This window comes from Bradyrhizobium sp. LMG 9283, from assembly GCF_045571415.1.
GTDB lineage: Bacteria > Pseudomonadota > Alphaproteobacteria > Rhizobiales > Xanthobacteraceae > Bradyrhizobium.
The window spans coordinates 3,768,753-3,787,493 of sequence record NZ_CP120691.1; the positions used below are offsets into that span (position 1 = coordinate 3,768,753).

Sequence of the window (18,741 nt, forward strand, 5' to 3'; positions counted from 1 at the left end):
GAGTTCCGCAGAGCGTTCGGAGATTGCTGCCCAAATGTCCGACGAAGCCCGCCAACGGGACGTCAACGAACAAGCCAGATCGGGAGGAATTTTTCTGATGGCTACCACGCGCGCGATCCATGACAGGAGTCAGTCGAGGAAGGCTGCAGCAAGCGGCTGGATCGGCTCGGCTCTCGAATATTATGACTTCTTCATCTACGCCACGGCGGCATCGCTGATCTTCCCGCAGATCTTCTTCCCGTCGGACAATCCCACCGTTGCGATCGTTGCATCGCTTGCGACATATGGCGTCGGATACGTGGCGCGGCCGATAGGTGCCTTCGTGCTCGGACATTGGGGCGACACGCATGGCCGCAAGACCGTCCTCATCCTCTGCATGTTCCTGATGGGCATCTCGACGATGGCCGTCGGCTTGCTGCCGACCTATCAGCAGGCCGGCATCCTGGCGCCGATCCTGCTCGTCATGCTGCGCCTCGTGCAGGGATTTGCCGTGGCCGGTGAAATCTCCGGCGCCAGCTCGATGATCCTGGAGCATGCGCCGTTCGGCCGGCGCGGCTTCTATGCGAGCTTCGCGCTTCAGGGCGTGCAGGCCGGACAAATCCTCGCGGCCGCGGTTTTCCTGCCGCTGGCGGCCTATATGCCGACCGAGGCCTTCAACAGCTGGGGCTGGCGGATTCCGTTCCTGCTCAGCTTCTTCGTTATCGTCGCGGGCTATATCATTCGCCGCGAAGTCGACGAAACGCCTGCCTTTGCCCGCGAGGAGAAACGGGGAGAAACGCCGCGCGCTCCGATCGTCCAGGCCATCAGGTTGAGCTGGCCCGACATGCTGAGGGTGATCTGCATGGCGCTGATGAACGTCATTCCTGTGGTCGCGACCATTTTCGGTGCGGCCTACGCGGTGCAGCCGGCCTATGGCATCGGCTTTGCCAAGGACGTCTATCTGTGGATCCCGGTGCTCGGCAACATGCTGGCCGTATTCATCATTCCTTTCGTCGGCCATCTCTCCGACAAGGTCGGCCGCAAGCCTCCGATCATCGTGGGCGCGCTGCTCTCGGGCCTGCTCGCCTTCGGCTATCTCTATGCCATCAGCATTCGGAATGTGCCGCTGGCGATCCTGCTGTCGCTCTTGATGTGGGGCGTCGTCTATCAGGGCTACAACGCGATCTTCCCGAGCTTCTATCCGGAGCTGTTTCCGACCCGCACCCGGGTATCCGCGATGGCGATCTCGCAGAACATCGGCACCACCATCACCGCATTGCTGCCCGCCTTGTTCGCCACCGTGGCGCCTCCCGGCTCGGCCAACATTCCCTTGACGGTTGGCGCCATCGCCTTCGGCATCACGGTCATCGCGGCGCTCGCGGCGGTAACGGCCCGCGAAACCTATCGGGTCAAGATCGACGATCTCGGCAATCCCGAGGCCGTTCCGATGGCGCGGGCCGATTATGAGCGGCAGCGTGCGGCAGCAGCGAGCGGTGCCACCGCAATTCCGACCTGATCCGAACGGAACGAGGCCCTGCCGCTGCGATCGACGAATGTTGCAGTGGCAGGGCTTCACGCGTAGCAAGACTGGCCAGTCGAGCCTTATGCGCACGAGCGCAAAAATCATGAGGTTGCAGGATGAACCCCGCTGTCATTGCCGTCGCAATCACCGGCTCCGTTCCACGCAAGAAGGACAATCCGGCGGTCCCGATCCTGCCGGCCGAGCAGATCGAATCGACGCACCAAGCCTTCGAGGCAGGGGCCACGCTTGCACATATCCACGTTCGCAACGATGACGAGACGCCGTCTTCCGACCCCGAGCGTTTTGCCAGGGTGCAGGAGGGGATCAGGACGCATTGTCCGGGAATGATCGTCCAGTTCTCGACCGGCGGGCGGGGCCGCGATCCCTCGGCGCGCGGATCGGCGCTCTACCTCAAGCCCGACATGGCCTCGCTCTCCACGGGATCGGTGAACTTTCCGACCATCGTCTACGAGAACAGCGCCGCGCTGGTCGAGACGCTCGCCACCGGCATGAAGGCGAACGGCATCCGGCCGGAAATCGAGATCTTCGACCTGTCGCATCTGCATGGCGCCGGGCGCTTGATCGAGGCCGGCCTCATCGACGCGCGTCCGCACGTTCAGTTCGTCATGGGCGTCAAGAATGCGATGCCGGCGGACGAGCATGTGCTCGACATTCTGCTGGGAGAGCTCAGGCGGCTGATCCCGAAGGCGACCTGGACCGCAGCCGGAATTGGCCGCCATCAAGCCGAGGTCATGGGCTGGGCGCTCGCGCGCGGCGCCGACGCGGTTCGCACCGGGCTCGAGGACAATATCCGGATCGACAAGACGCGTCTCGCCGCCAGCAACGCGGAGCTGGTCGCCATCGCCGCCGAGGCGGTCGCGCGCCACGGCCGGCGCGTTGCGACCGCAGCCGAGGCGCGATCCTTGCTTGGGATCGCGGGGTAGGACGCCTTTCTACCGCCCGACATGCTTCCGGCTGCCTCCTGCCATTCGGCGGCCGGCGTTCCCGTGCGCCGAGTCTGCAGATAAGACAGGTGCACAGGCGCAATCTGCGCCTGGCGGGCAGGCGACGTTTGGAATGCAGTTCTTGAAATCTGATGGCAGGCTGATCGGCGTCCTGCTGGTGCTTGCGATCACGCAGCTGGTCGGATGGGGCACGATCGGCCTTCCCGCCATCGTCGGGCGCGATCTCGCCGCCGATCTCGGCATGAGCCTTCCGGCGGTGTTCGCAGGCACGTCCGTTCTCTACGTCTCGATGGGGCTTTGCGGCCCACTGCTCGCCAAGTCGTTTGCGCGGCATGGCGCGCGGACGGTCATGATGGTCGGCACGATCGTCACTGCGCCGGGTTTCGTGCTGCTCGCTCTCGCGCGCGAGCCGATGCTGTATTTCGCCGCGTGGATCGTCCTCGGCATCGCCGGCAGCGCCACGCTGTCGACCGGCGCCTATATCATGCTGAACGAGATCGCGGGGCGGCAGGCCAAGAATGCGATCGGCGCGCTCATGCTGGTGACGGGCCTGTCCAGCAGCATCTTCTGGCCGACGACCTCGTTCCTGAGCGGTCATCTCGGCTGGCGCGGGACGTGCCTCGTCTACGCGGCGATGATGCTCGTCGTCAGCCTCCCGCTCTATGCGTTTTGCGCACCGCGCCGGAAGATCGCACAGGACGATGGCGCCGAACCGGCCAAGCGGTCGTCGCCGCCTGCGATTCCAAGGAGCACGTTCGGCCTCGTCGTCGCGGCCATCACGCTGAACGCCTTCGTCAATTTCGGCATCAGCGCCATCTTGATCGAGCTGTTGCGGGCGGAGGGGCTGGCGCCGGCTCAGGCGCTGGCGTTCGGCTCGATGCTGGGCGTGATCCAGGTCAGCGCCCGCGGGCTGGATTTCCTCGGCCGCGGGCGGTGGGACGGCATCACCACCGGGCTCGTTGCGGGCACTGCATTGCCGCTGGCCATGCTGCTGTTGATGATGAGCGAGGGCGCCACCTGGGCGGTTGCGGTCTTCATCCTGCTCTATGGCGCCGGCAGCGGCGCAATGGCGGTGGCGCGGGCGACCATCCCGCTCGTATTCTATGACCAAGCCGAGTTCGCCAAGGCAATGTCGATGATCGCGCTGCCGGTCAATCTGGCCTCCGCCATCTCGCCGCCGCTCCTGGTCGGCCTGCTCACTGCGTTCGGCAGCCGCGGTGCGCTCGGTCTCACCTTCGTATTCTCCTGCGCCACGGTATTGATCTTGATCCTGCTCGGCCGGCGACGGCCACGGGCGGTTGCGGCCGGCGTGACCTGAGCCCGTCGAGGCGATATTCGCGACGCGGAAAGTTGCGGGCAGGAATTGGCGCCGTTTGCCCGGCAAGAGATGGCCGTATGCCGTCAGTGCAGTGCTCAGGGCACGAAAATGGTGTATCCGCAGGGAGCGCGGCCTGCGATCTCGCCGCCGCGCCAAGATCAGTTCCCCGGAGGAAATCGACATGTCGGCCTTGCCGCTCTCAGGCATCAAGATCCTTGACCTCACCCGTGTGCTCGCCGGGCCCCTGTCGACCCAGATGCTGGGGGATCTCGGCGCGGAGGTGATCAAGATCGAGCGGCCGGGCACCGGCGACGACGCGCGCGCCTTCGGCCCGCCTTACCTGGCCGACCCCGAGGGCAAGGCCAACAACAACAATTCGTTCTATCTTTGCGCCAACCGCAACAAGAAGTCGGTCACGGTCAACATCGCCAAGCCGGAAGGGCAGGCGATCATCCGCGAGCTCGCCAAGGACGCCGACGTCTTCATGGAGAACTACAAGGTCGGTGATCTCAAGCGTTACGGGCTCGACTACGACACCATCAAGGCGATCAATCCCCGCATCATCTATTGCTCGGTGACCGGCTTCGGCCAGACCGGCCCCTATGCGCCGCGTGCCGGCTATGACGCCATCCTGCAGGCGATGGGCGGCTTGATGAGCGTCACCGGCCATATCGACGGCGAGCCTGGCGAGGGCCCGATGAAGGTCGGCCCGTCGATCGTCGACTACATGACCGGCATGAACGCCTCGATCGGAATTCTCTCGGCGCTCTACTATCGCGACGCCAATGGCGGGCAGGGACAGCACATCGACGTCTGCCTGTTCGATACCGTCATCGCATCCTTGTCGCACTGGCTGCAGATCTATCTCGTCAACGGCAAGACACCGCCGCGCCGCGGCACCTGGGGCAATGGCGGCATGCCGGCCGGCGTGTTCCGCTGCGCCGACGGCGAGTTGATGCTGGTGGTCGGCAATGACGGCCAGTTTCAGCGCACCTGCGCCGTGCTCGGCGAGCCCGAGCTCGCGAGCGATCCGCGCTTCGTCAAGAACAACGACCGCGTCGTGCACGGCAAGGAGATCATGGCGATCTTCGCCGGCCTGTTCCTGAAGCAGCCGGTGGCCTACTGGCTGGACAAGCTGGAGGAGGCCGGCGTGCCGTCAGGTCCGATCAACAATTTCGAGCAGGTGTTTTCCGATCCGCACGTGCAGTCGCGCGGCATGCGGGTGAAGGTCAACCACCGCTTCGAGCCCGATCTTTCGCTGGTCCGCAACGCGCTGACTTTGTCGGAGACCCCGATCAAGGACTACCGCGCGCCGCCGCTACTCGGGGAGCACACCCAGGAGGTGCTCAGTGCCAAGCTCGGCTATGATGCCGGCAAGATCGAGCAGCTCAAGCAGCAGGGGATTGTCTGACGCTATTACCCTCCCCCTGGAGGGCCCTCCAGGGGAGGGTGAGAAGATTTGTGCCGGATCAATCTCACGAGCGGTTCCGGCGGCCGTTTCTTGCCCTCGGTAAAAAAGATACCCAAGCTCCCCAGCCCCGGCACCCCGAGGACGCGCGCGCGATGCTGGAGCTTGCCTGAGGCTTGTCCGCAATCCCCAGATAACCCGGGTCCGTAGTCGCACAGGCTTCCGTTCCGCGCGAGACTCTGCTTCGATCTCTCCACTTGAGTGCGGGAGGGAAGTCAATGTCCTACACGATCGGGTTCCAGGCCAAGGACCAGAAGGCCATTCTGGCGACCGAGGCGGCCACCGCTAATCAGGCCGTCGCCATCATTGCCGCACTGCGGCAGAGCGCGGACGAAATAAAGTTCATCCGCTCACCGCAGGAAGGCGAGATGGGCATCGAGATGCTGCTGCTGCTCGCCAAGGAAGAGGCCGAGGAGATGCCGCGGCGGGCGTAGCCCGCCGTTGCGACTACACTTCGATCAGAAGCGAACCGCCCTGACTGCAGCCTGATGTAGTCAGGCGTCATCTCGCTCGAACCGAAGGTGGCCGCCAATGAAACGCGAAGCGCTCCGCGTCGAACCGATCTCGTCCTTTCTCGACCGTTGGAAGGCGCCGACCTCGCCGGTGACGCGCGCCGGCAACATGATCTTCGTCTCCGGCCTGCCGCCATTTGACCCGGAGACGGGCGAGATCGCCTCCGCCCCGATCGAGCGGCAGAGCGAGATCGTCATGGAACAGATGAAGCTGTGCCTTGAGACGGCGGGCGCCTCGCTCGACAACGTCATGAAGTGCAACGTTTACTGCACCTCGACGAAGCACTTCGCAGTCTTCAACGTGGTCTATGCACGCTATTTCCCGCATGACCCGCCGGCGCGGATCTTCGTCTACACGCCGGAATGGTTCGCCCCCTTCGACGTCGAGATCGACTGCATCGCGATGATGTGAGGTGCCAGCGGTCACTTCACCTCGCGGGAGCGCAGCGTCAGTGTGTCGACGGTCTCGTGCTAACGCGCCGCCATCTTTGCCGGCGCCTTCGCCTCGGCCTTTCCTGCCGTCAGCGCCATCGTCGCGACGCTGACCACGCGCGCGACCACGTCCTCGACGTCGTCGAGGTCGCATTTGCCTTCCGACAGCTTCGTCAGCCGCTCGCTCTCGCGGATGGTGTGGTGCGCCATGGCGAGCGCGAAGTTGAGGCCCCAATAGATATCGACGTCGCTGCGGTCGGGCAGGGACCTGCGCATTGCGGCGGCGAATTTGCGCAAATGATCGATCTCGCGGTTCTTGATGCGGCGGATGGGTGGCACGGATTCGATCGAGGCGCGGATCATGAAGCGCGCGGCGGTCGAGCGCTGGTTCTCCGGTCCCAGGCAGCCGCGCAAGGTCGGCCCCACCAGCGCGCGCAAGATCACTTCGATCGGCGCACGGCCGCCGCCTTGCTCTTCCGCCGCCTTCAATTCGCGCAGGCGCTCGCGGTTGGTCTGAACCGAACGAGTGACGAATAATTCCGCGATCAGCTCGTCCTTTGAGCCGAAATGGTAGTTCACCGCTGCGAGGTTGACGCCGGCCTCCGCGACGATGTCGCGCAGCGTCACGTCGCCGAAGCCGCGGTCGGCATAGAGCCGTTCGGCGGCGGCGAGAATGGCAGACCTCGTATGATCGCTGGCCATGGGGGCCCTCAGGGAGGGGAGTTGCAATTCAAACAGTTGTATGAAACTATCGTTTGAAGGCCGGGAAAGTCAATCCGCAATCGGGACTCATTCGCAACTGCGATGGGTTCCGGTGCGCCCCGCAGTTCGTGTATTCGCGCTTGCGGGCCGCGCAGGGCGGGAGGACAGTCCGGCGCAAAAGTACCAGCGAGAGAAAAGCGAGGAGCGTCCCATGGACTTCGACATGTCCCCCAAGCAGAAGGAATGGCTCGACCGCGTGCGGTCCTTCATGGTCAAGCACGTGCGCCCGGCGGTTCCGATTTACGATCAGCAGGACAAGAGCGGCGACCGCTGGAAGGTCATCCCGATCCTGGAAGACCTCAAGAAGAAGGCGAGGGCCGAGGGCCTCTGGAACATGTTCATGCCGCCGTCCGAGCACGAGGACGACGAATTCCGCGGCGCGGGACTGACCAATCTCGAATATGCGCTGCTGTCGGAAGAGATGGGCCGCATCACCTGGGCCTCGGAAGTGTTCAACTGCTCGGCGCCCGACACCGGCAATATGGAAGTGTTCATCCGCTACGGTACCAAGGAGCAGAAGCGCAAATGGCTGCGTCCGCTGATGGACGGCGAGATCCGCTCAGCCTTCCTGATGACGGAACCAGCGGTCGCATCCTCCGACGCCACCAACATCGAGACGCGCATCGAGAAGGACGGCGACCATTACGTCATCAACGGCCGCAAATGGTGGTCGTCCGGCGTCGGCGATCCCCGCTGCAAGATCGCGATCCTGATGGGGAAGACCGATTTCAAGGCGGCCAAGCATCAGCAGCAGTCGCAGATCCTGGTTCCGCTCGACACATTAGGCATCAAGGTCGAGAAGATGCTGCCCGTGTTCGGCTTCGACGATGCGCCGCACGGCCACGCCCAGGTGCTGCTCGAGAACGTGCGGGTGCCGAAGGAGAACATCCTGCTCGGCGAAGGCCGCGGCTTCGAGATCGCACAGGGCCGTCTCGGCCCGGGCCGTATCCATCACTGCATGCGCACCATCGGCAAGGCCGAGGAGGCGCTGGAGAAGATGGTGAAGCGGCTCGCCTCGCGTACCGCGTTCGGCAAGAAGATCGTCGAGCACAGCGTGTGGGAGCAGCGCATCGGCGAAGCCCGCACCAACATCGAGATGACGCGTCTCCTGTGCCTCAAGGCGGCCGACATGATGGACAAGGTCGGCAACAAGACCGCGCAGGCCGAGATCGCCATGATCAAGGTCGCAGCGCCCAACATGGCGCTGAAGATCATCGACGAGGCGATCCAGGCGTTCGGCGGTGCGGGCGTGTCGGACGAAGCGGGCCTAGCCAAGGACTACGCCCACATCCGCACGCTCAGGCTCGCCGACGGTCCGGACGAGGTGCACAACCGCGCCATTGCCAGGCTTGAACTTCGGAAGTATGCAAACTCTCCAAGTCACTAAGCAAGTCACCAAGAGGGAGTGCCGGAAGGCGCTCCCGATTTGAAGAAGTGACAGGCATGATGAGGTGACCGCTTGACGCAAGTGCGCCAGCGGTTACCCATTAGGATCGTGCTCGACCTGAAATGGTCAGGACTGAGAGGGAGCGTCATCGTGGCTGACGGCGTCAGAAAGGACGAAGAATTCTCGGGCACCAAGCCCGTCGAGGAACGGCATCGTTTCGACGAGCTGCGCCTGGAAGCCTGGATGCGCGAGCATGTCGAAGGTTTTGAAGGCCCGCTGGTCGTGCTGCAGTTCAAGGGCGGCCAGTCCAATCCAACCTATCGCCTCAACACGCCGAACCGCTCCTACGTGATGCGCCGCAAGCCGTTCGGCAAGCTGCTGCCCTCGGCGCATGCGGTCGATCGCGAATACCGTGTCATTGCAGCCCTAGGAAAGCAGGGCTTTCCGGTCGCTCGCGCCTATGCGCTGTGCCAGGACGACAGCGTCATTGGCGCCGCCTTCTACATCATGTCGATGGAGGAGGGGCGCGTGTTCTGGGATCCGACGCTGCCGAGCCAGGATAACGATGCGCGGCGCAAGATCTTCACCAGCAAGATCGAGACGCTGGCGAAGCTCCACATGTTCGATCCAAACGCCATCGGCCTTGGCGACTTCGGCAAGCCCGGCAACTACTTTGCGCGCCAGATCGACCGCTGGACCAAGCAGTACCGGGCATCCGAGACGCAGCACATCCCGGAGTTCGAAAAGGTTGCCGAATGGCTGCCGAAGACCGTGCCGGAGCAGGCGCGCGTCTCGATCGTCCATGGCGACTACCGCCTCGACAACATGATTTTCCACGCGACGGAACCGCGCGTGCAGGCCGTGCTGGACTGGGAGCTGTCGACGCTCGGCGACCCCATGGCCGACTTCACCTATCTCTTGATGCAGTGGATCATGCCGGGCCTGCAGGGCGTCGACCTCAAGGCGCTCAACATCCCGAGCTTGGAAGAGGCGGCGCAGATCTATTGCAACGTCACCAAGATGACGGTGCCTGATCTCAACTGGTACTTCGCCTACAATCTGTTCCGTCTCGCCGGCATCACCCAAGGCATCGCCGGCCGCGTCCGCGACGGCACCGCCGCCAACGCCAAGGCGCTGGAGTCAGCCAAGCGCACCGTGCCGCTGTCGAAGGCGTCGTGGGAATACGCGCAGAAGGCGGGCGCGGTGTAGCGACAACGAAGGCGCTACCGACGGGCGCGCCTTTGTGTTGGTGGTTTCACGCTGCCTCCACACACTCCGCGTCATTGCCCGCGAAGGCGGGCAATATTCCAGAGACGCTAAATGGTCGTCCGTTAAGAGCGACCAAGTGACTGATGTGGAATCGTAATCTGGCAGACCGGCTTTTTTGCGATTGCAGGGTTTTGATGCTTCGGGGATCGGAACCTTGCATTTTCATTTTCAGGATTCCGTCGAATCGCCAGTCATGATTCCGTGGTCGCATCGGAGGGGGCGATGCGGCCGAAGAAGCAGAAGGCGACGGGATCGGGCGATCTGTTCCGGGCCAGGCTGGACCAGATCATCAATATGAAGCACGAGCTGGTTCAGCTCGCCGGCAGGGTCGACTGGGACTGGATCGATGGGGAGATCGCGCCGCTCTACAGCGAGAACGGCCGGCCAGACATCGCGACCCGCTTCGTGATTGGGCTGCTGCTGCTCAAGCAGATTTACGGCCTGTCCGACGAGGGGTGTGCGAGCGCTGGGTCCACGACCCGTATTTCCAGTACTTCACCGGCGAAGAGTTCTTCCAGCATTCATTTCCGCACGAGCGCTCGGATTTGAGCCACTGGCGCAAGCGGCTCGGCGACAAGCTGGAGCTGCTGCTGGCCGAGAGCTTGCGGGTGGCGCACGAAGCCGGCGCGTTACGCAGCCAGGACCTCAAGCGTGTCACGGTCGATACCACCGTGCAGCCGAAGGCGATCACCTTCCCGACCGATGCCAAGCTGCTGCACGCAGCGATCAAGGGGCTCAACCGCCTGGCGAGGAAGCACGGGGTCAAGCTGCGGCAGTCCTATCTGCGCGTCGCCAAGACCGCGGCAATGATGGCGGGACGCTACGCCCATGCCAAGCAATTCAGGCGGCATCAGCGGCAGTTGCGCATCCTGCGTAGCCGGCTGGGCCGGATCATCCGCGATATCGGCCGCAAGATCGAAGGTCGAGCTGTGCTCGAGAACGCCTTCGTCCTCCCGCTCAGCCGGGCTTCGCAGATCCGCTCGCAACAGCAGCGTCAGCGTGGCTGGAAGCTTTATTCCTTCCACGCCCCGGAGGTGGAGTGCATCGGCAAGGGCAAGGCAGCCGCGCCTTACGAGTTCGGTGTCAAAGCCTCGATCGTCACCAACAACCGCCGTGCTCCCGGTGGCGTGTTCGTGCTGCACGCCAGGGCGTTACCCGATAACCATATGACGGTCACACCTTGCGGGACGTCATCGACCGCACCGAGACACTCACCGGCTGCGCGATCGAGCGGGCCTATGTCGACAAGGGATACCGCGGCCACGACGCACAAAATCCCCGCCGCATCTTCATCTCCGGCCAGAAGCGCGGCGTCTTTGGGGTCATCAAGCGCGAGCTGCGCCGCCGCTCCGCCATCGAACCCATCATCGGACACCTGAAGACCGATGGTCACCTCGGCCGCTGCTATCTCAAAGGCCGCGCCGGCGATGCGGCCAACGTCATCCTCTCGGCCGTCGGCCACAACTTCCGCCGCATCCTCGCCTGGCTGAGAGCTTTTTGGCGCCTGATCCTGACCACCCTCATCGCAGCCACGAGCAACCCCTCACCGCTGAAATCGCGTTCTTAACGGACGACTAAATGCTTGAACCGAGAAGCCGCGGCGTACTGGATGCCCCGGTCAAGCCGGGGCATGACAGCTGTGATGAGGCGAGCTGATTCTTTCGCCTTTGCTCTTCGAACCACCACGGATGCCCACCCCTACCGCGCTGCCGTTACCACGCCGCTGGGGGCGGCTTGTATTCTGCATAGTCCTCAAACTCCCATTTCCCGAGCCGAGCCAGCTTCTCGGCCACCTCAGGCCATGAGTTTGCAGAGCATTTGACGCAATAGTCTTCAACAAAGCTTTTTAGCTGCGCGTAGTTGAAATCCTTGACGAAGAGGTAGTGCCTCCCTTCGACGATGTCGCTCTTCATATGCGAAGCGAACCAATCGGGAGTGCAGAGCATGAAGTCGAACGACTCTTCACCCAAGCTGTCCGCAGGTCCAATCATCGCCATGACCAAAATCCCGAACGGTCCGTCCGGCATGAATTGATCAATCGGATCGGCGTCCGGACTGAAGAGCGACTTTAGTTGTGGTCGAACTTTCGCTGCCATGACTTGCCCGTTGTCGCCTATCCCTTCACACAATGCGCGATCAGCCTCTCCACAAAGCCTGCGCACTTCTCCAGCTCCGCCATCGCCACGAACTCGTCAGGCGTATGCGCCTGCGCGATCGAGCCCGGGCCGATCACCACCGAGGGAATGTCAGCCATGCTGGCGAACAGGCTGGCCTCGGTGCCGAAGGCGACCTTGGCGTGGTCATTGCGCCCCGCAAGGCTCTTGGCGAGGGTGACGATTGCGGCGTCGGCGGTGGTGTCGAGCGCGGGGTAGTCGAGGATCTCTTCGAAGGTGATGCCGCACTCGGCATTCTTCGCCTTCATCGCCGGCTCGAGTTCGGCCTTGGCCCAGGCGACGATCGCATCCGTGACCTCGCGCGACTCGGTGATGCCGATGCCGCGGCACTCGAACTCCACCGTGCAAGTGTCGGGCACGATGTTCAGCGCCGCGCCGCCATGCACGATGCTGGTGAGCAGCGTCGAGTGCGGCACGTCGTAGAGGCTGTCCGTCGATCGCGCGGCCGCGAGTTGCTCGGCGCGGCGGCGGATTTCGACGATCAGCTCGGCCGCATATTCGATCGCATTCACCCCGTCGGGCGCGATCGAGGAATGGCGGGCGAGCCCGCGGAACGTGGCGCGCACGCCATGCTTGCCCTTGTGGCCGATGATGACCTGCATCTGAGTCGGCTCGCCGATGAAGGCACCGAGCGGCTTGACCGTCTTCTTCGCGACCTCGCGCAGCATCGGCCGCACCCCGACGCAGCCGATCTCCTCGTCATAGGAGATCGCCAGATGAATTGGCGTCTTGAGCCTGGCTTCCAGCATCTCCGGTACCATGGCGAGGCACACCGCGACGAAACCCTTCATGTCGGTGGTGCCGCGGCCGTAGAGCTTGCCGTCGCGCTCGACGAGCTTGAACGGATCATGGCTCCAGTCCTGGCCCACGACCGGCACCACGTCGGTATGGCCCGACAGCACGAAGCCCCGCCGGTCGTCCGGCCCGATCGTGACCCACAGCGAGGCCTTCTGCCCGGTCGCGTCGACGATGCGCTCGCCTTTGATGCCGAATGCGGCGAGGTAGCTCTCGATATGGGCAATCAGGCGCAGGTTGGTGCGGTCGCTGATGGTGTCGAAGCCGACGAGGTCGGCAAGCAGTTTGCGGATACGGTCGGGTCTTGAGCTCTGCATTGTCTCGATCTTGTCAGGGAATGGAGGCTGAGTTGCCTGCAGGAACCATACCAACGTGGTGGGCGGTGGCGCAAATCAACACACCCCGGTGTAGCCCGGATGGAGCGAAGCGCAATCCGGGACCGCTGTACGCGCCGGCGCGATTCCCGGATTACGCTTCGCTCCATCCGGGCTACACCCTACAAGACCTTGCGTTGCTCGTCGGACAAAACACCCAAGCGATGGGTCAACGCACTCGGCCAAAAATATTCCGCTTTACCGAAATTCGGAATTGGCGGATAGTGCGCGCCAACCCGGCCCAACGAAGAGGGGCGTATCGCGATCGTCACGACACGCGGGCCGGGCGGCGGTGGACGTGGCCACACCGGCGCGAAGGGTTTTGCAGAGCGGGCGACCGTGAGCGAAGACCTCGCGCCAACGACGGGTGCGGCTTGCGTACGGCAAAATCGTGTGGTCCTGGCGCCCGGGGTCTGTGCGCCAAGTGTTGCGGTGATGTGTGTTGCCCGACCGGGCACGCGCATCAGCCATCCGCAAGGCGACGGGGGCAATAGTGCATCGCTCCCCGGGGAGAGCGCGACATAAGCCGTAAAACCACTGCGCAGGGAAGGCCGGGATGTCTCCGGTTGCCCTGTTACCCGCTATGCATTGAAGCGCACGCAATCTGCTCTTGGCATGGCGGTCGGTGGGAGCCAACCGGCTCTCGGTCTTCCCTGCGCCTCTTGGCTTTCAGAGGGTGGAGTGACCAAGCAAAGCTCGGGCGAGATGAGCCGCGAGGACGAGAAAGTGTGTCTACAAAGGAGATGCGTGTTGGAGGAGCGAGGCTGCCACCCCACACTCCGTCATTGCGAGCGCAGCGAAGCAATCCAGAGTCGTTCCGCGGATGCATTTCTGGATTGCTTCGCTGCGCTCGCAATGACGATGCTGAGGCGGCTGTGCGCGAAGACTCAGGTCTCGTGCCCCGGACGCAGCGCAGCGCCTCTTCGGCGGTGCGCTGCAGAGCCGGGGCCCATGTAGCAGCGAGTGCCGTGGCCTCCTGGGTCCCGGCTCTGCGCCGCACCGCTGCGCGCTGCGTCGCGTCCGGGACACACATTGTGCGAACTACACCGGTTTCCCCGTATACGGCATCGATGCCGTCAAGCCGCCGTCGACCGGGAACGCCTGGCCGTTGACATACGAGGCCTCGTCGCTCGCCAAAAACAATCCCATCGCCGCGAGCTCGTGCGGCTGTCCGGCCCGCTTGAGAGGGTTGAGCTGGCCGATCTTGTCTTGAGTGCCGCGCTCCTTGGCGCGGTCGAAGATCGGCTTGGTCATGCCGGTTTCGATCAGGCCCGGGCACACCGCGTTGATGCGCACGCCGGTGCCGGTGAGCGAATAGGCGGTGGTCTGCACCAGGCTGATCACGCCGGCCTTGCTCGCCGCATAGGGATGTCCGCTCGCGCCAGCCTTGAGGCCTGCGACCGAGGCCGTCAGCACGATCGCGCCGGACTGCTGTTTGATCATGTGCGGCATCGCGTATTTCACCGCGAGAAACGGCCCGATCAGGTTGACGCGCAAAATCTCCTGCCAATGCTCCACGGTCTGCTCGGCGAGCGGAACGAGCCCGCCGGAGATGCCGGCATTGGCCCAGATCACGTCGAGCCGGCCATGCGTCTTCACCGCCTTGTCGATCACAGCGATGACGTCGGCCTCCGAGCCGGCATCCGCCATCATGGCTTCCGCAATGCCGCCGGCCTTTCTCACCTCGTCGACGGTCTCCTTCACCGCCTCGGTGCGATCGACCGCGATCAGCTTGGCGCCTTCCTTGGTGAACAGCAGCGCAGCGGCGCGGCCGATGCCGCTGCCGGCGCCGGTGATGATGACGGATTTGCCTTGCAGGCGGCCCATGCGCTTCTCCCTTTTGCTCGCACGCGGCCCTTGCCGCGCGACGGAATTTCAAACAAGATTTCAAACGGTAAAGTGTCTTGAGACACGTTCGTTACTGACGTACAGCGACATCACACGGGATGGAAGGGGTTCGATGATGTCCGACTCCGGCAAGAAGGTCGTCACGACGAGGTGGTGGTGGGTCCGTCATGCGCCGGTTCGTAATGACGGCGGCAACATCTACGGGCAGAGTGATATCGCCTGCGACACCAGCGACACCTACGTGTTCAATGCCGTTGCCAAGGTGCTGCCACGCAACGCGGTCTGGTATTCGAGCAATCTGATGCGCACGCACCAGACCGCCGAAGCGATCTGGGCGGCCGGTTTCCCGAAACCCGCGTCGATGAAATGGGAAGCCGACCTCGCCGAGCAGAATCTCGGCCGCTGGCAGGGCATGAACCGCGCCGAGTTCGTCGCGAGCCGCCCCGTCGGCACGAGCTGGTTCGCCGATATCAACGAGCCCGCGCCCGGCGGCGAAAGCTTCATGGACCTCTACAACCGCACGCGCCGCACCATCGAGCGCATCAACAAAGAGGCGGCCGGGCAGGACATCATCGCAGTTGCGCATGGCGGGACCATCAAGGCGGCTGTCGGCCTCGCACTCGGTGACCTGCCGGAGCAGGGGCTTGCGTTCGATATCGACAATGTGTCGGTGACGCGGCTCGATCATTTCGCAAGTCCCGAGCGCACGGTCTGGCGGCTGCCGATGGTCAACCAGCAGCCGTGGATCGCAGATGCTGCGCACGCGGCGATGCACCAGCCGGCGGGACCGGAAGTCAAGAAGCTCGCCTGAGCGAGCTGTCATTCCGGGACGGTCCGCAGGACCAGACCCGGAATCTCGAGATTCTCAGGTGCGCAGTTGCGCACCTGAGTTCGATGTTTTGCTTCGCTGCGTAACGACATTGAATACGAAGATCACTCTGGGAGAGAAACATGACCTTGTTCGACATGAAGGGGAAAGTCGCGGTCATCACCGGCTCGACGCGCGGCATCGGGCTCGCAATCGCCGAGCGCATGGCCGAGCATGGCGCCAAGGTGGTGATCTCCTCGCGCAAGACCGACGTCTGCGATCAGGTGGCGAAGAGCATCAACGACAGATTCGGCAAGGGCACCGCGGTCGCAATCGCCGCGAACATCTCCTCGAAAGAGAATCTGCAAAACCTCGTTGACGAGAGCAACCGTGCCTTCGGCAAAATCGACGTGCTGGTCTGCAACGCCGCGTCGAACCCGTATTACGGTCCGCTCGCCGGCATCTCCGACGATCAGTTCAGAAAAATCCTCGACAACAATATCGTCGCCAACAATTGGCTGATCTCGATGGTGGTGCCGCAGATGATCGAGCGCAAGGACGGCTCGATCATCATCGTCTCCTCGATCGGCGGCCTGAAGGGGTCGACCATCCTCGGTGCTTACGCGATCTCGAAAGCCGCCGACATGCAGCTCGCGCGCAATCTCGCCTGCGAGTACGGCAAGCACAATATCCGCGTGAACTGCATTGCGCCCGGCCTGATCAAGACCGATTTCGCGAAAGCGCTGTGGGACAATCCGGAGAACCTGAAGGCTTCGACCTCGCGCTCGCCGCTGCTGCGCATCGGCATCCCCGACGAGATCGCGGGCGCGGCCGTGTTCCTGGGATCGAAGGCCGGCGACTTCATGACCGGCCAGACCATGGTGATCGACGGCGGGGCGACGATCAGTTGAGGCATTGCTCTCGTGTCCCGGACAAGCGCGCTTCAGGCGCGCGCCGATCTGGGACCCAGAAGGCCACGGACGAGATCGTGGATGCATGGGCCCCGGCTCTGCGCCGCAACGCGATGGGCGTTGCAGCGCGTCCGGGGCAAGAGACCTCACTCCACCGCCGTGTAAACCAGATCCCGCACCAAGGTTCGCGTGTAATCACGCTGGCCCGGGCCCTGGCTCATGAAAACCGCGAACAGATCCTCCTTCGGATCGATCCAGAAAAACGTGCCGGCAATGCCGCTCCAGAAATACTGGCCGACGCTGCCGGGGAAAGGCGCGATGCCGGCTTCGCGGCGCACGGCAAAGCCGAGGCCGAAGCCGTGGCCGGGCGACAGCAGCGTGCCGTTGATCGCAACGCCTGGCCCGAGGTGATCGGAGGCCATCAGCTCCAGCGTCTTGCGGCCGATGATCCTGTTGCCGTCGAGCGTGCCGCTATTGCGCAGCATCAGGCAGAAGCGGGCATAGTCCATCGTGGTCGAGACCAGGCCGCCGCCGCCGGACTCCATCACCGGTTGCTCGAGCATGTTGAACAGTGCGACCTTGTCGCCAGTCCAGGGGTCGGCCGCGAATGGCTCGGCAAGACGCCCGACATTGGCCGCAGAGGTCGAGAAGCCGGTCTCGGCCATCTGGAGCGGCGCGAGCACGCGCTCGGTGAGGAACGTGCCGAGCGTTTTGCCGCTGACGACCTCGATGATGCGGCCAAGGATGTCGGTGGAGCGACTGTAGTTGAACTCCGCGCCGGGCTGGCAGACCAGCGGAAAGCTCGCCACCAGTGCGGCGTGCTCGGCATTGGTGATCTTGCGGCTGCGGACGCGGGATTCCTGGTAGAGCTTGTGCACGAGGCCGTCGCCCTGGTGCTCGTAGGTGAGGCCGGAGGTGTGGCGGAGCAGGTCCTGCACGGTCATGGGCCGCGTCGGCGGCACCAGTTCCAACTTGCCGTCCTTGACGACGCCGACCTGCTGGCTCGCAAATTCCGGGATGAATTTTGCGACCGCGTCGCCCAGCAGGAGCTGGCCGTCCTCGACCAGCGCCATGATGCCGACCGAGACGATCGGTTTGGTCATCGAGAAGATGCGGAAAATCGAATCGCGCGCCATCGGCGCAGCGCCTGCCGGGCTCTGCTTGCCGAGCGTCTCGAACCAGCCGATTTGGCCGCGCCGGGCCACCAGCACGGTGACCCCGGGAACGGTTCCCTTGTCGATCTCGCGCCTGAGGGCGTCCGACATGGCCTGGAGGCGGGGACGCGACAGCCCAAGCGTCTCGGGGCGGGCTTCCGGCAAAGACGGGGTCTGGGCCGCGGAGGCGGCTATGGTGGCAGCTTGAACGTTCATGGAGGCTCCCGGTTGTTCTTGATTTTCAGGAACAGACAGTGGCCCGAAAACCCCGGTGCAAACAAGCGAAGCTGGTGGTTCACCCTTGCAAACCGGCCGTCCCCTGTGCTTCAAAGCGCCCCTGATCCGCGGCAACGGGGATCTGTAGGAGTGTAGCTCAATTGGTAGAGCACCGGTCTCCAAAACCGGGGGTTGGGAGTTCGAGCCTCTCCACTCCTGCCAGCAAAATCAATCACTTAAGTCAGACGCTGGCGGGGTAGGGAACAAGCCGTCCTCGCCTGAGAATCTCAGAAGGTCACCTTGACGATCAACGGCTGGTGTTAAGGCCCGAGGTCGTCTAGCACGCCGGGGTCCGACGTGCAGGTGGGGCGCTGGGTGACAGTTCGGCCTGGAGAACAAGATCGACTTCCTGGTGGACGATGATCCCAACAAGGGGAGCGTAATGGCCGGCCCGGGTTACGACATTCCGATTCTGCCTCCGGCCGCCCATTACGAGCCCAAGCCCGCCTTGGTCGTGGTCTTCGCCTGGCGCTATGTCGACCCGATCCGGGCCAAGCGCGCCCGCTATTTCGCCGAAGGTGGAAAGTTCGTGGTGCCGCTGCCGGGCATTTCCATGGTGGATCGGGCCGACTGACCGTGCCCGGCTGCCGATGGTTTCCCCGGCGCCTTTGCGGGCGGTGGATAACCCCTTGATCCACATGGCCTCTGCACGGCCGTCTGGGGGAGGCGGCTTGCCCCCACGAACTCTCTATATGTTGAATATGTTGACCTTTGACCCCATCCGCAGTAGATACCCGGCACTCGCAGCCGGCCCGTTAGACGCGGATCTCCGGCGCGGCTTTGAAAT

At 63.6% G+C, this 18,741-nt stretch carries 16 protein-coding genes, 1 tRNA gene and 1 pseudogene; 13 read left to right on the forward strand and 5 right to left on the reverse strand.

Annotated features, from left to right (window positions below; genetic code table 11):
- Positions 1 to 97: 97 nt before the first annotated feature.
- The 6 genes from P6U29_RS17635 to P6U29_RS17660 all read left to right on the forward strand — a co-directional run bounded on the left by P6U29_RS17635 (position 98) and on the right by P6U29_RS17660 (position 6,176).
- Positions 98 to 1,495, forward strand: a complete 1,398-nt coding sequence (locus tag P6U29_RS17635) for an MFS transporter (protein ID WP_407118742.1) — start codon at positions 98 to 100, stop codon at positions 1,493 to 1,495.
- A 122-nt stretch (positions 1,496 to 1,617) separates the two neighbouring features.
- On the forward strand, positions 1,618 to 2,445 hold the full coding sequence (locus P6U29_RS17640; RefSeq protein ID WP_407118743.1) for a 3-keto-5-aminohexanoate cleavage protein: 828 nt from the start codon (positions 1,618 to 1,620) through the stop codon (positions 2,443 to 2,445).
- Positions 2,446 to 2,578: 133 nt separating this feature from the next.
- The gene (locus P6U29_RS17645; protein ID WP_407118744.1) at positions 2,579 to 3,784 is read left to right on the forward strand and encodes an MFS transporter; all 1,206 of its coding nucleotides are present in this window, start codon (positions 2,579 to 2,581) and stop codon (positions 3,782 to 3,784) included.
- 181 nt (positions 3,785 to 3,965) lie between these two features.
- Complete coding sequence (locus P6U29_RS17650; protein ID WP_407118745.1) at positions 3,966 to 5,195, forward strand: CaiB/BaiF CoA transferase family protein; 1,230 nt, start codon at positions 3,966 to 3,968, stop codon at positions 5,193 to 5,195.
- Between the two features lie 275 nt (positions 5,196 to 5,470).
- Complete coding sequence (locus P6U29_RS17655) at positions 5,471 to 5,686, forward strand: hypothetical protein (protein WP_407118746.1); 216 nt, start codon at positions 5,471 to 5,473, stop codon at positions 5,684 to 5,686.
- A gap of 97 nt (positions 5,687 to 5,783) precedes the next feature.
- The gene (locus P6U29_RS17660) at positions 5,784 to 6,176 is read left to right on the forward strand and encodes a RidA family protein (RefSeq protein WP_407118747.1); all 393 of its coding nucleotides are present in this window, start codon (positions 5,784 to 5,786) and stop codon (positions 6,174 to 6,176) included.
- Between the two features lie 59 nt (positions 6,177 to 6,235).
- On the opposite strand, the gene P6U29_RS17665 is transcribed toward P6U29_RS17660, so the two are convergent.
- Entirely contained in the window at positions 6,236 to 6,898 is a 663-nt protein-coding gene (locus P6U29_RS17665) for a TetR/AcrR family transcriptional regulator (protein WP_407118748.1), read from the reverse strand.
- A 211-nt stretch (positions 6,899 to 7,109) separates the two neighbouring features.
- Between P6U29_RS17665 and P6U29_RS17670 the strand changes: the two genes are divergently transcribed.
- From P6U29_RS17670 to P6U29_RS17680, 3 genes and pseudogenes are all read left to right on the forward strand, one after another.
- Positions 7,110 to 8,345 carry an acyl-CoA dehydrogenase family protein gene (locus P6U29_RS17670; RefSeq protein ID WP_407118749.1) on the forward strand — a complete coding sequence of 412 codons (1,236 nt, stop codon included), beginning with the start codon at positions 7,110 to 7,112 and terminating at the stop codon, positions 8,343 to 8,345.
- Positions 8,346 to 8,495: 150 nt separating this feature from the next.
- A complete protein-coding gene (locus P6U29_RS17675) occupies positions 8,496 to 9,554 on the forward strand; it encodes a phosphotransferase family protein (RefSeq protein WP_407118750.1) in 1,059 nt (352 codons plus the stop codon).
- A gap of 282 nt (positions 9,555 to 9,836) precedes the next feature.
- Positions 9,837 to 11,181, forward strand: a pseudogene (locus P6U29_RS17680) (IS5 family transposase).
- A 145-nt stretch (positions 11,182 to 11,326) separates the two neighbouring features.
- Here P6U29_RS17680 and P6U29_RS17685 read toward each other — a convergent pair.
- The 3 genes from P6U29_RS17685 to P6U29_RS17695 form a co-directional block, all read right to left on the reverse strand.
- On the reverse strand, positions 11,327 to 11,710 hold the full coding sequence (locus tag P6U29_RS17685) for an immunity 8 family protein (protein ID WP_407118751.1): 384 nt from the start codon (positions 11,708 to 11,710) through the stop codon (positions 11,327 to 11,329).
- A gap of 17 nt (positions 11,711 to 11,727) precedes the next feature.
- Complete coding sequence (gene argE, locus P6U29_RS17690; RefSeq protein WP_407118752.1) at positions 11,728 to 12,900, reverse strand: acetylornithine deacetylase; 1,173 nt, start codon at positions 12,898 to 12,900, stop codon at positions 11,728 to 11,730.
- A gap of 1,098 nt (positions 12,901 to 13,998) precedes the next feature.
- Entirely contained in the window at positions 13,999 to 14,784 is a 786-nt protein-coding gene (locus tag P6U29_RS17695) for an SDR family NAD(P)-dependent oxidoreductase (RefSeq protein ID WP_407118753.1), read from the reverse strand.
- A gap of 133 nt (positions 14,785 to 14,917) precedes the next feature.
- Here P6U29_RS17695 and P6U29_RS17700 point away from each other — a divergent pair, with 133 nt between their 5' ends.
- Together P6U29_RS17700 and P6U29_RS17705 are read left to right on the forward strand one after the other, a co-directional pair.
- Positions 14,918 to 15,616, forward strand: a complete 699-nt coding sequence (locus P6U29_RS17700) for a histidine phosphatase family protein (RefSeq protein WP_407118754.1) — start codon at positions 14,918 to 14,920, stop codon at positions 15,614 to 15,616.
- A gap of 140 nt (positions 15,617 to 15,756) precedes the next feature.
- On the forward strand, positions 15,757 to 16,524 hold the full coding sequence (locus P6U29_RS17705) for an SDR family NAD(P)-dependent oxidoreductase (protein ID WP_407118755.1): 768 nt from the start codon (positions 15,757 to 15,759) through the stop codon (positions 16,522 to 16,524).
- Between the two features lie 146 nt (positions 16,525 to 16,670).
- Here the strand turns inward: P6U29_RS17705 and P6U29_RS17710 are convergent, their stop codons facing one another.
- Positions 16,671 to 17,894: a serine hydrolase domain-containing protein gene (locus tag P6U29_RS17710; RefSeq protein WP_407118756.1), complete on the reverse strand. Its 1,224-nt coding sequence runs from the start codon at positions 17,892 to 17,894 to the stop codon at positions 16,671 to 16,673.
- A gap of 146 nt (positions 17,895 to 18,040) precedes the next feature.
- Here P6U29_RS17710 and P6U29_RS17715 point away from each other — a divergent pair.
- Together P6U29_RS17715 and P6U29_RS17720 are read left to right on the forward strand one after the other, a co-directional pair.
- Positions 18,041 to 18,116: transfer RNA gene (locus tag P6U29_RS17715), tRNA-Trp, on the forward strand.
- Positions 18,117 to 18,336: 220 nt separating this feature from the next.
- Positions 18,337 to 18,528 (forward strand): hypothetical protein, encoded by a 192-nt coding sequence (locus P6U29_RS17720; RefSeq protein WP_407118757.1) that lies wholly within the window; start codon positions 18,337 to 18,339, stop codon positions 18,526 to 18,528.
- The last annotated feature ends 213 nt before the right edge of the window (positions 18,529 to 18,741 follow it).

Excerpts from the sequence above, each read along its gene's own strand:
- P6U29_RS17635 (WP_407118742.1), top strand. The coding sequence starts at position 98 with ATGGCTACCACGCGCGCGATCCATGACAGGAGTCAGTCGAGGAAGGCT.
- P6U29_RS17640 (WP_407118743.1), top strand. The coding sequence starts at position 1,618 with ATGAACCCCGCTGTCATTGCCGTCGCAATCACCGGCTCCGTTCCACGC.
- P6U29_RS17645 (WP_407118744.1), top strand. The coding sequence starts at position 2,579 with ATGCAGTTCTTGAAATCTGATGGCAGGCTGATCGGCGTCCTGCTGGTG.
- P6U29_RS17650 (WP_407118745.1), top strand. The coding sequence starts at position 3,966 with ATGTCGGCCTTGCCGCTCTCAGGCATCAAGATCCTTGACCTCACCCGT.
- P6U29_RS17655 (WP_407118746.1), top strand. The coding sequence starts at position 5,471 with ATGTCCTACACGATCGGGTTCCAGGCCAAGGACCAGAAGGCCATTCTG.
- P6U29_RS17660 (WP_407118747.1), top strand. The coding sequence starts at position 5,784 with ATGAAACGCGAAGCGCTCCGCGTCGAACCGATCTCGTCCTTTCTCGAC.
- P6U29_RS17665 (WP_407118748.1), bottom strand. The coding sequence starts at position 6,898 with ATGGCCAGCGATCATACGAGGTCTGCCATTCTCGCCGCCGCCGAACGG.
- P6U29_RS17670 (WP_407118749.1), top strand. The coding sequence starts at position 7,110 with ATGGACTTCGACATGTCCCCCAAGCAGAAGGAATGGCTCGACCGCGTG.
- P6U29_RS17685 (WP_407118751.1), bottom strand. The coding sequence starts at position 11,710 with ATGGCAGCGAAAGTTCGACCACAACTAAAGTCGCTCTTCAGTCCGGAC.
- argE (WP_407118752.1), bottom strand. The coding sequence starts at position 12,900 with ATGCAGAGCTCAAGACCCGACCGTATCCGCAAACTGCTTGCCGACCTC.
- P6U29_RS17695 (WP_407118753.1), bottom strand. The coding sequence starts at position 14,784 with ATGGGCCGCCTGCAAGGCAAATCCGTCATCATCACCGGCGCCGGCAGC.
- P6U29_RS17700 (WP_407118754.1), top strand. The coding sequence starts at position 14,918 with ATGATGTCCGACTCCGGCAAGAAGGTCGTCACGACGAGGTGGTGGTGG.
- P6U29_RS17705 (WP_407118755.1), top strand. The coding sequence starts at position 15,757 with ATGACCTTGTTCGACATGAAGGGGAAAGTCGCGGTCATCACCGGCTCG.
- P6U29_RS17710 (WP_407118756.1), bottom strand. The coding sequence starts at position 17,894 with ATGAACGTTCAAGCTGCCACCATAGCCGCCTCCGCGGCCCAGACCCCG.
- P6U29_RS17720 (WP_407118757.1), top strand. The coding sequence starts at position 18,337 with ATGGCCGGCCCGGGTTACGACATTCCGATTCTGCCTCCGGCCGCCCAT.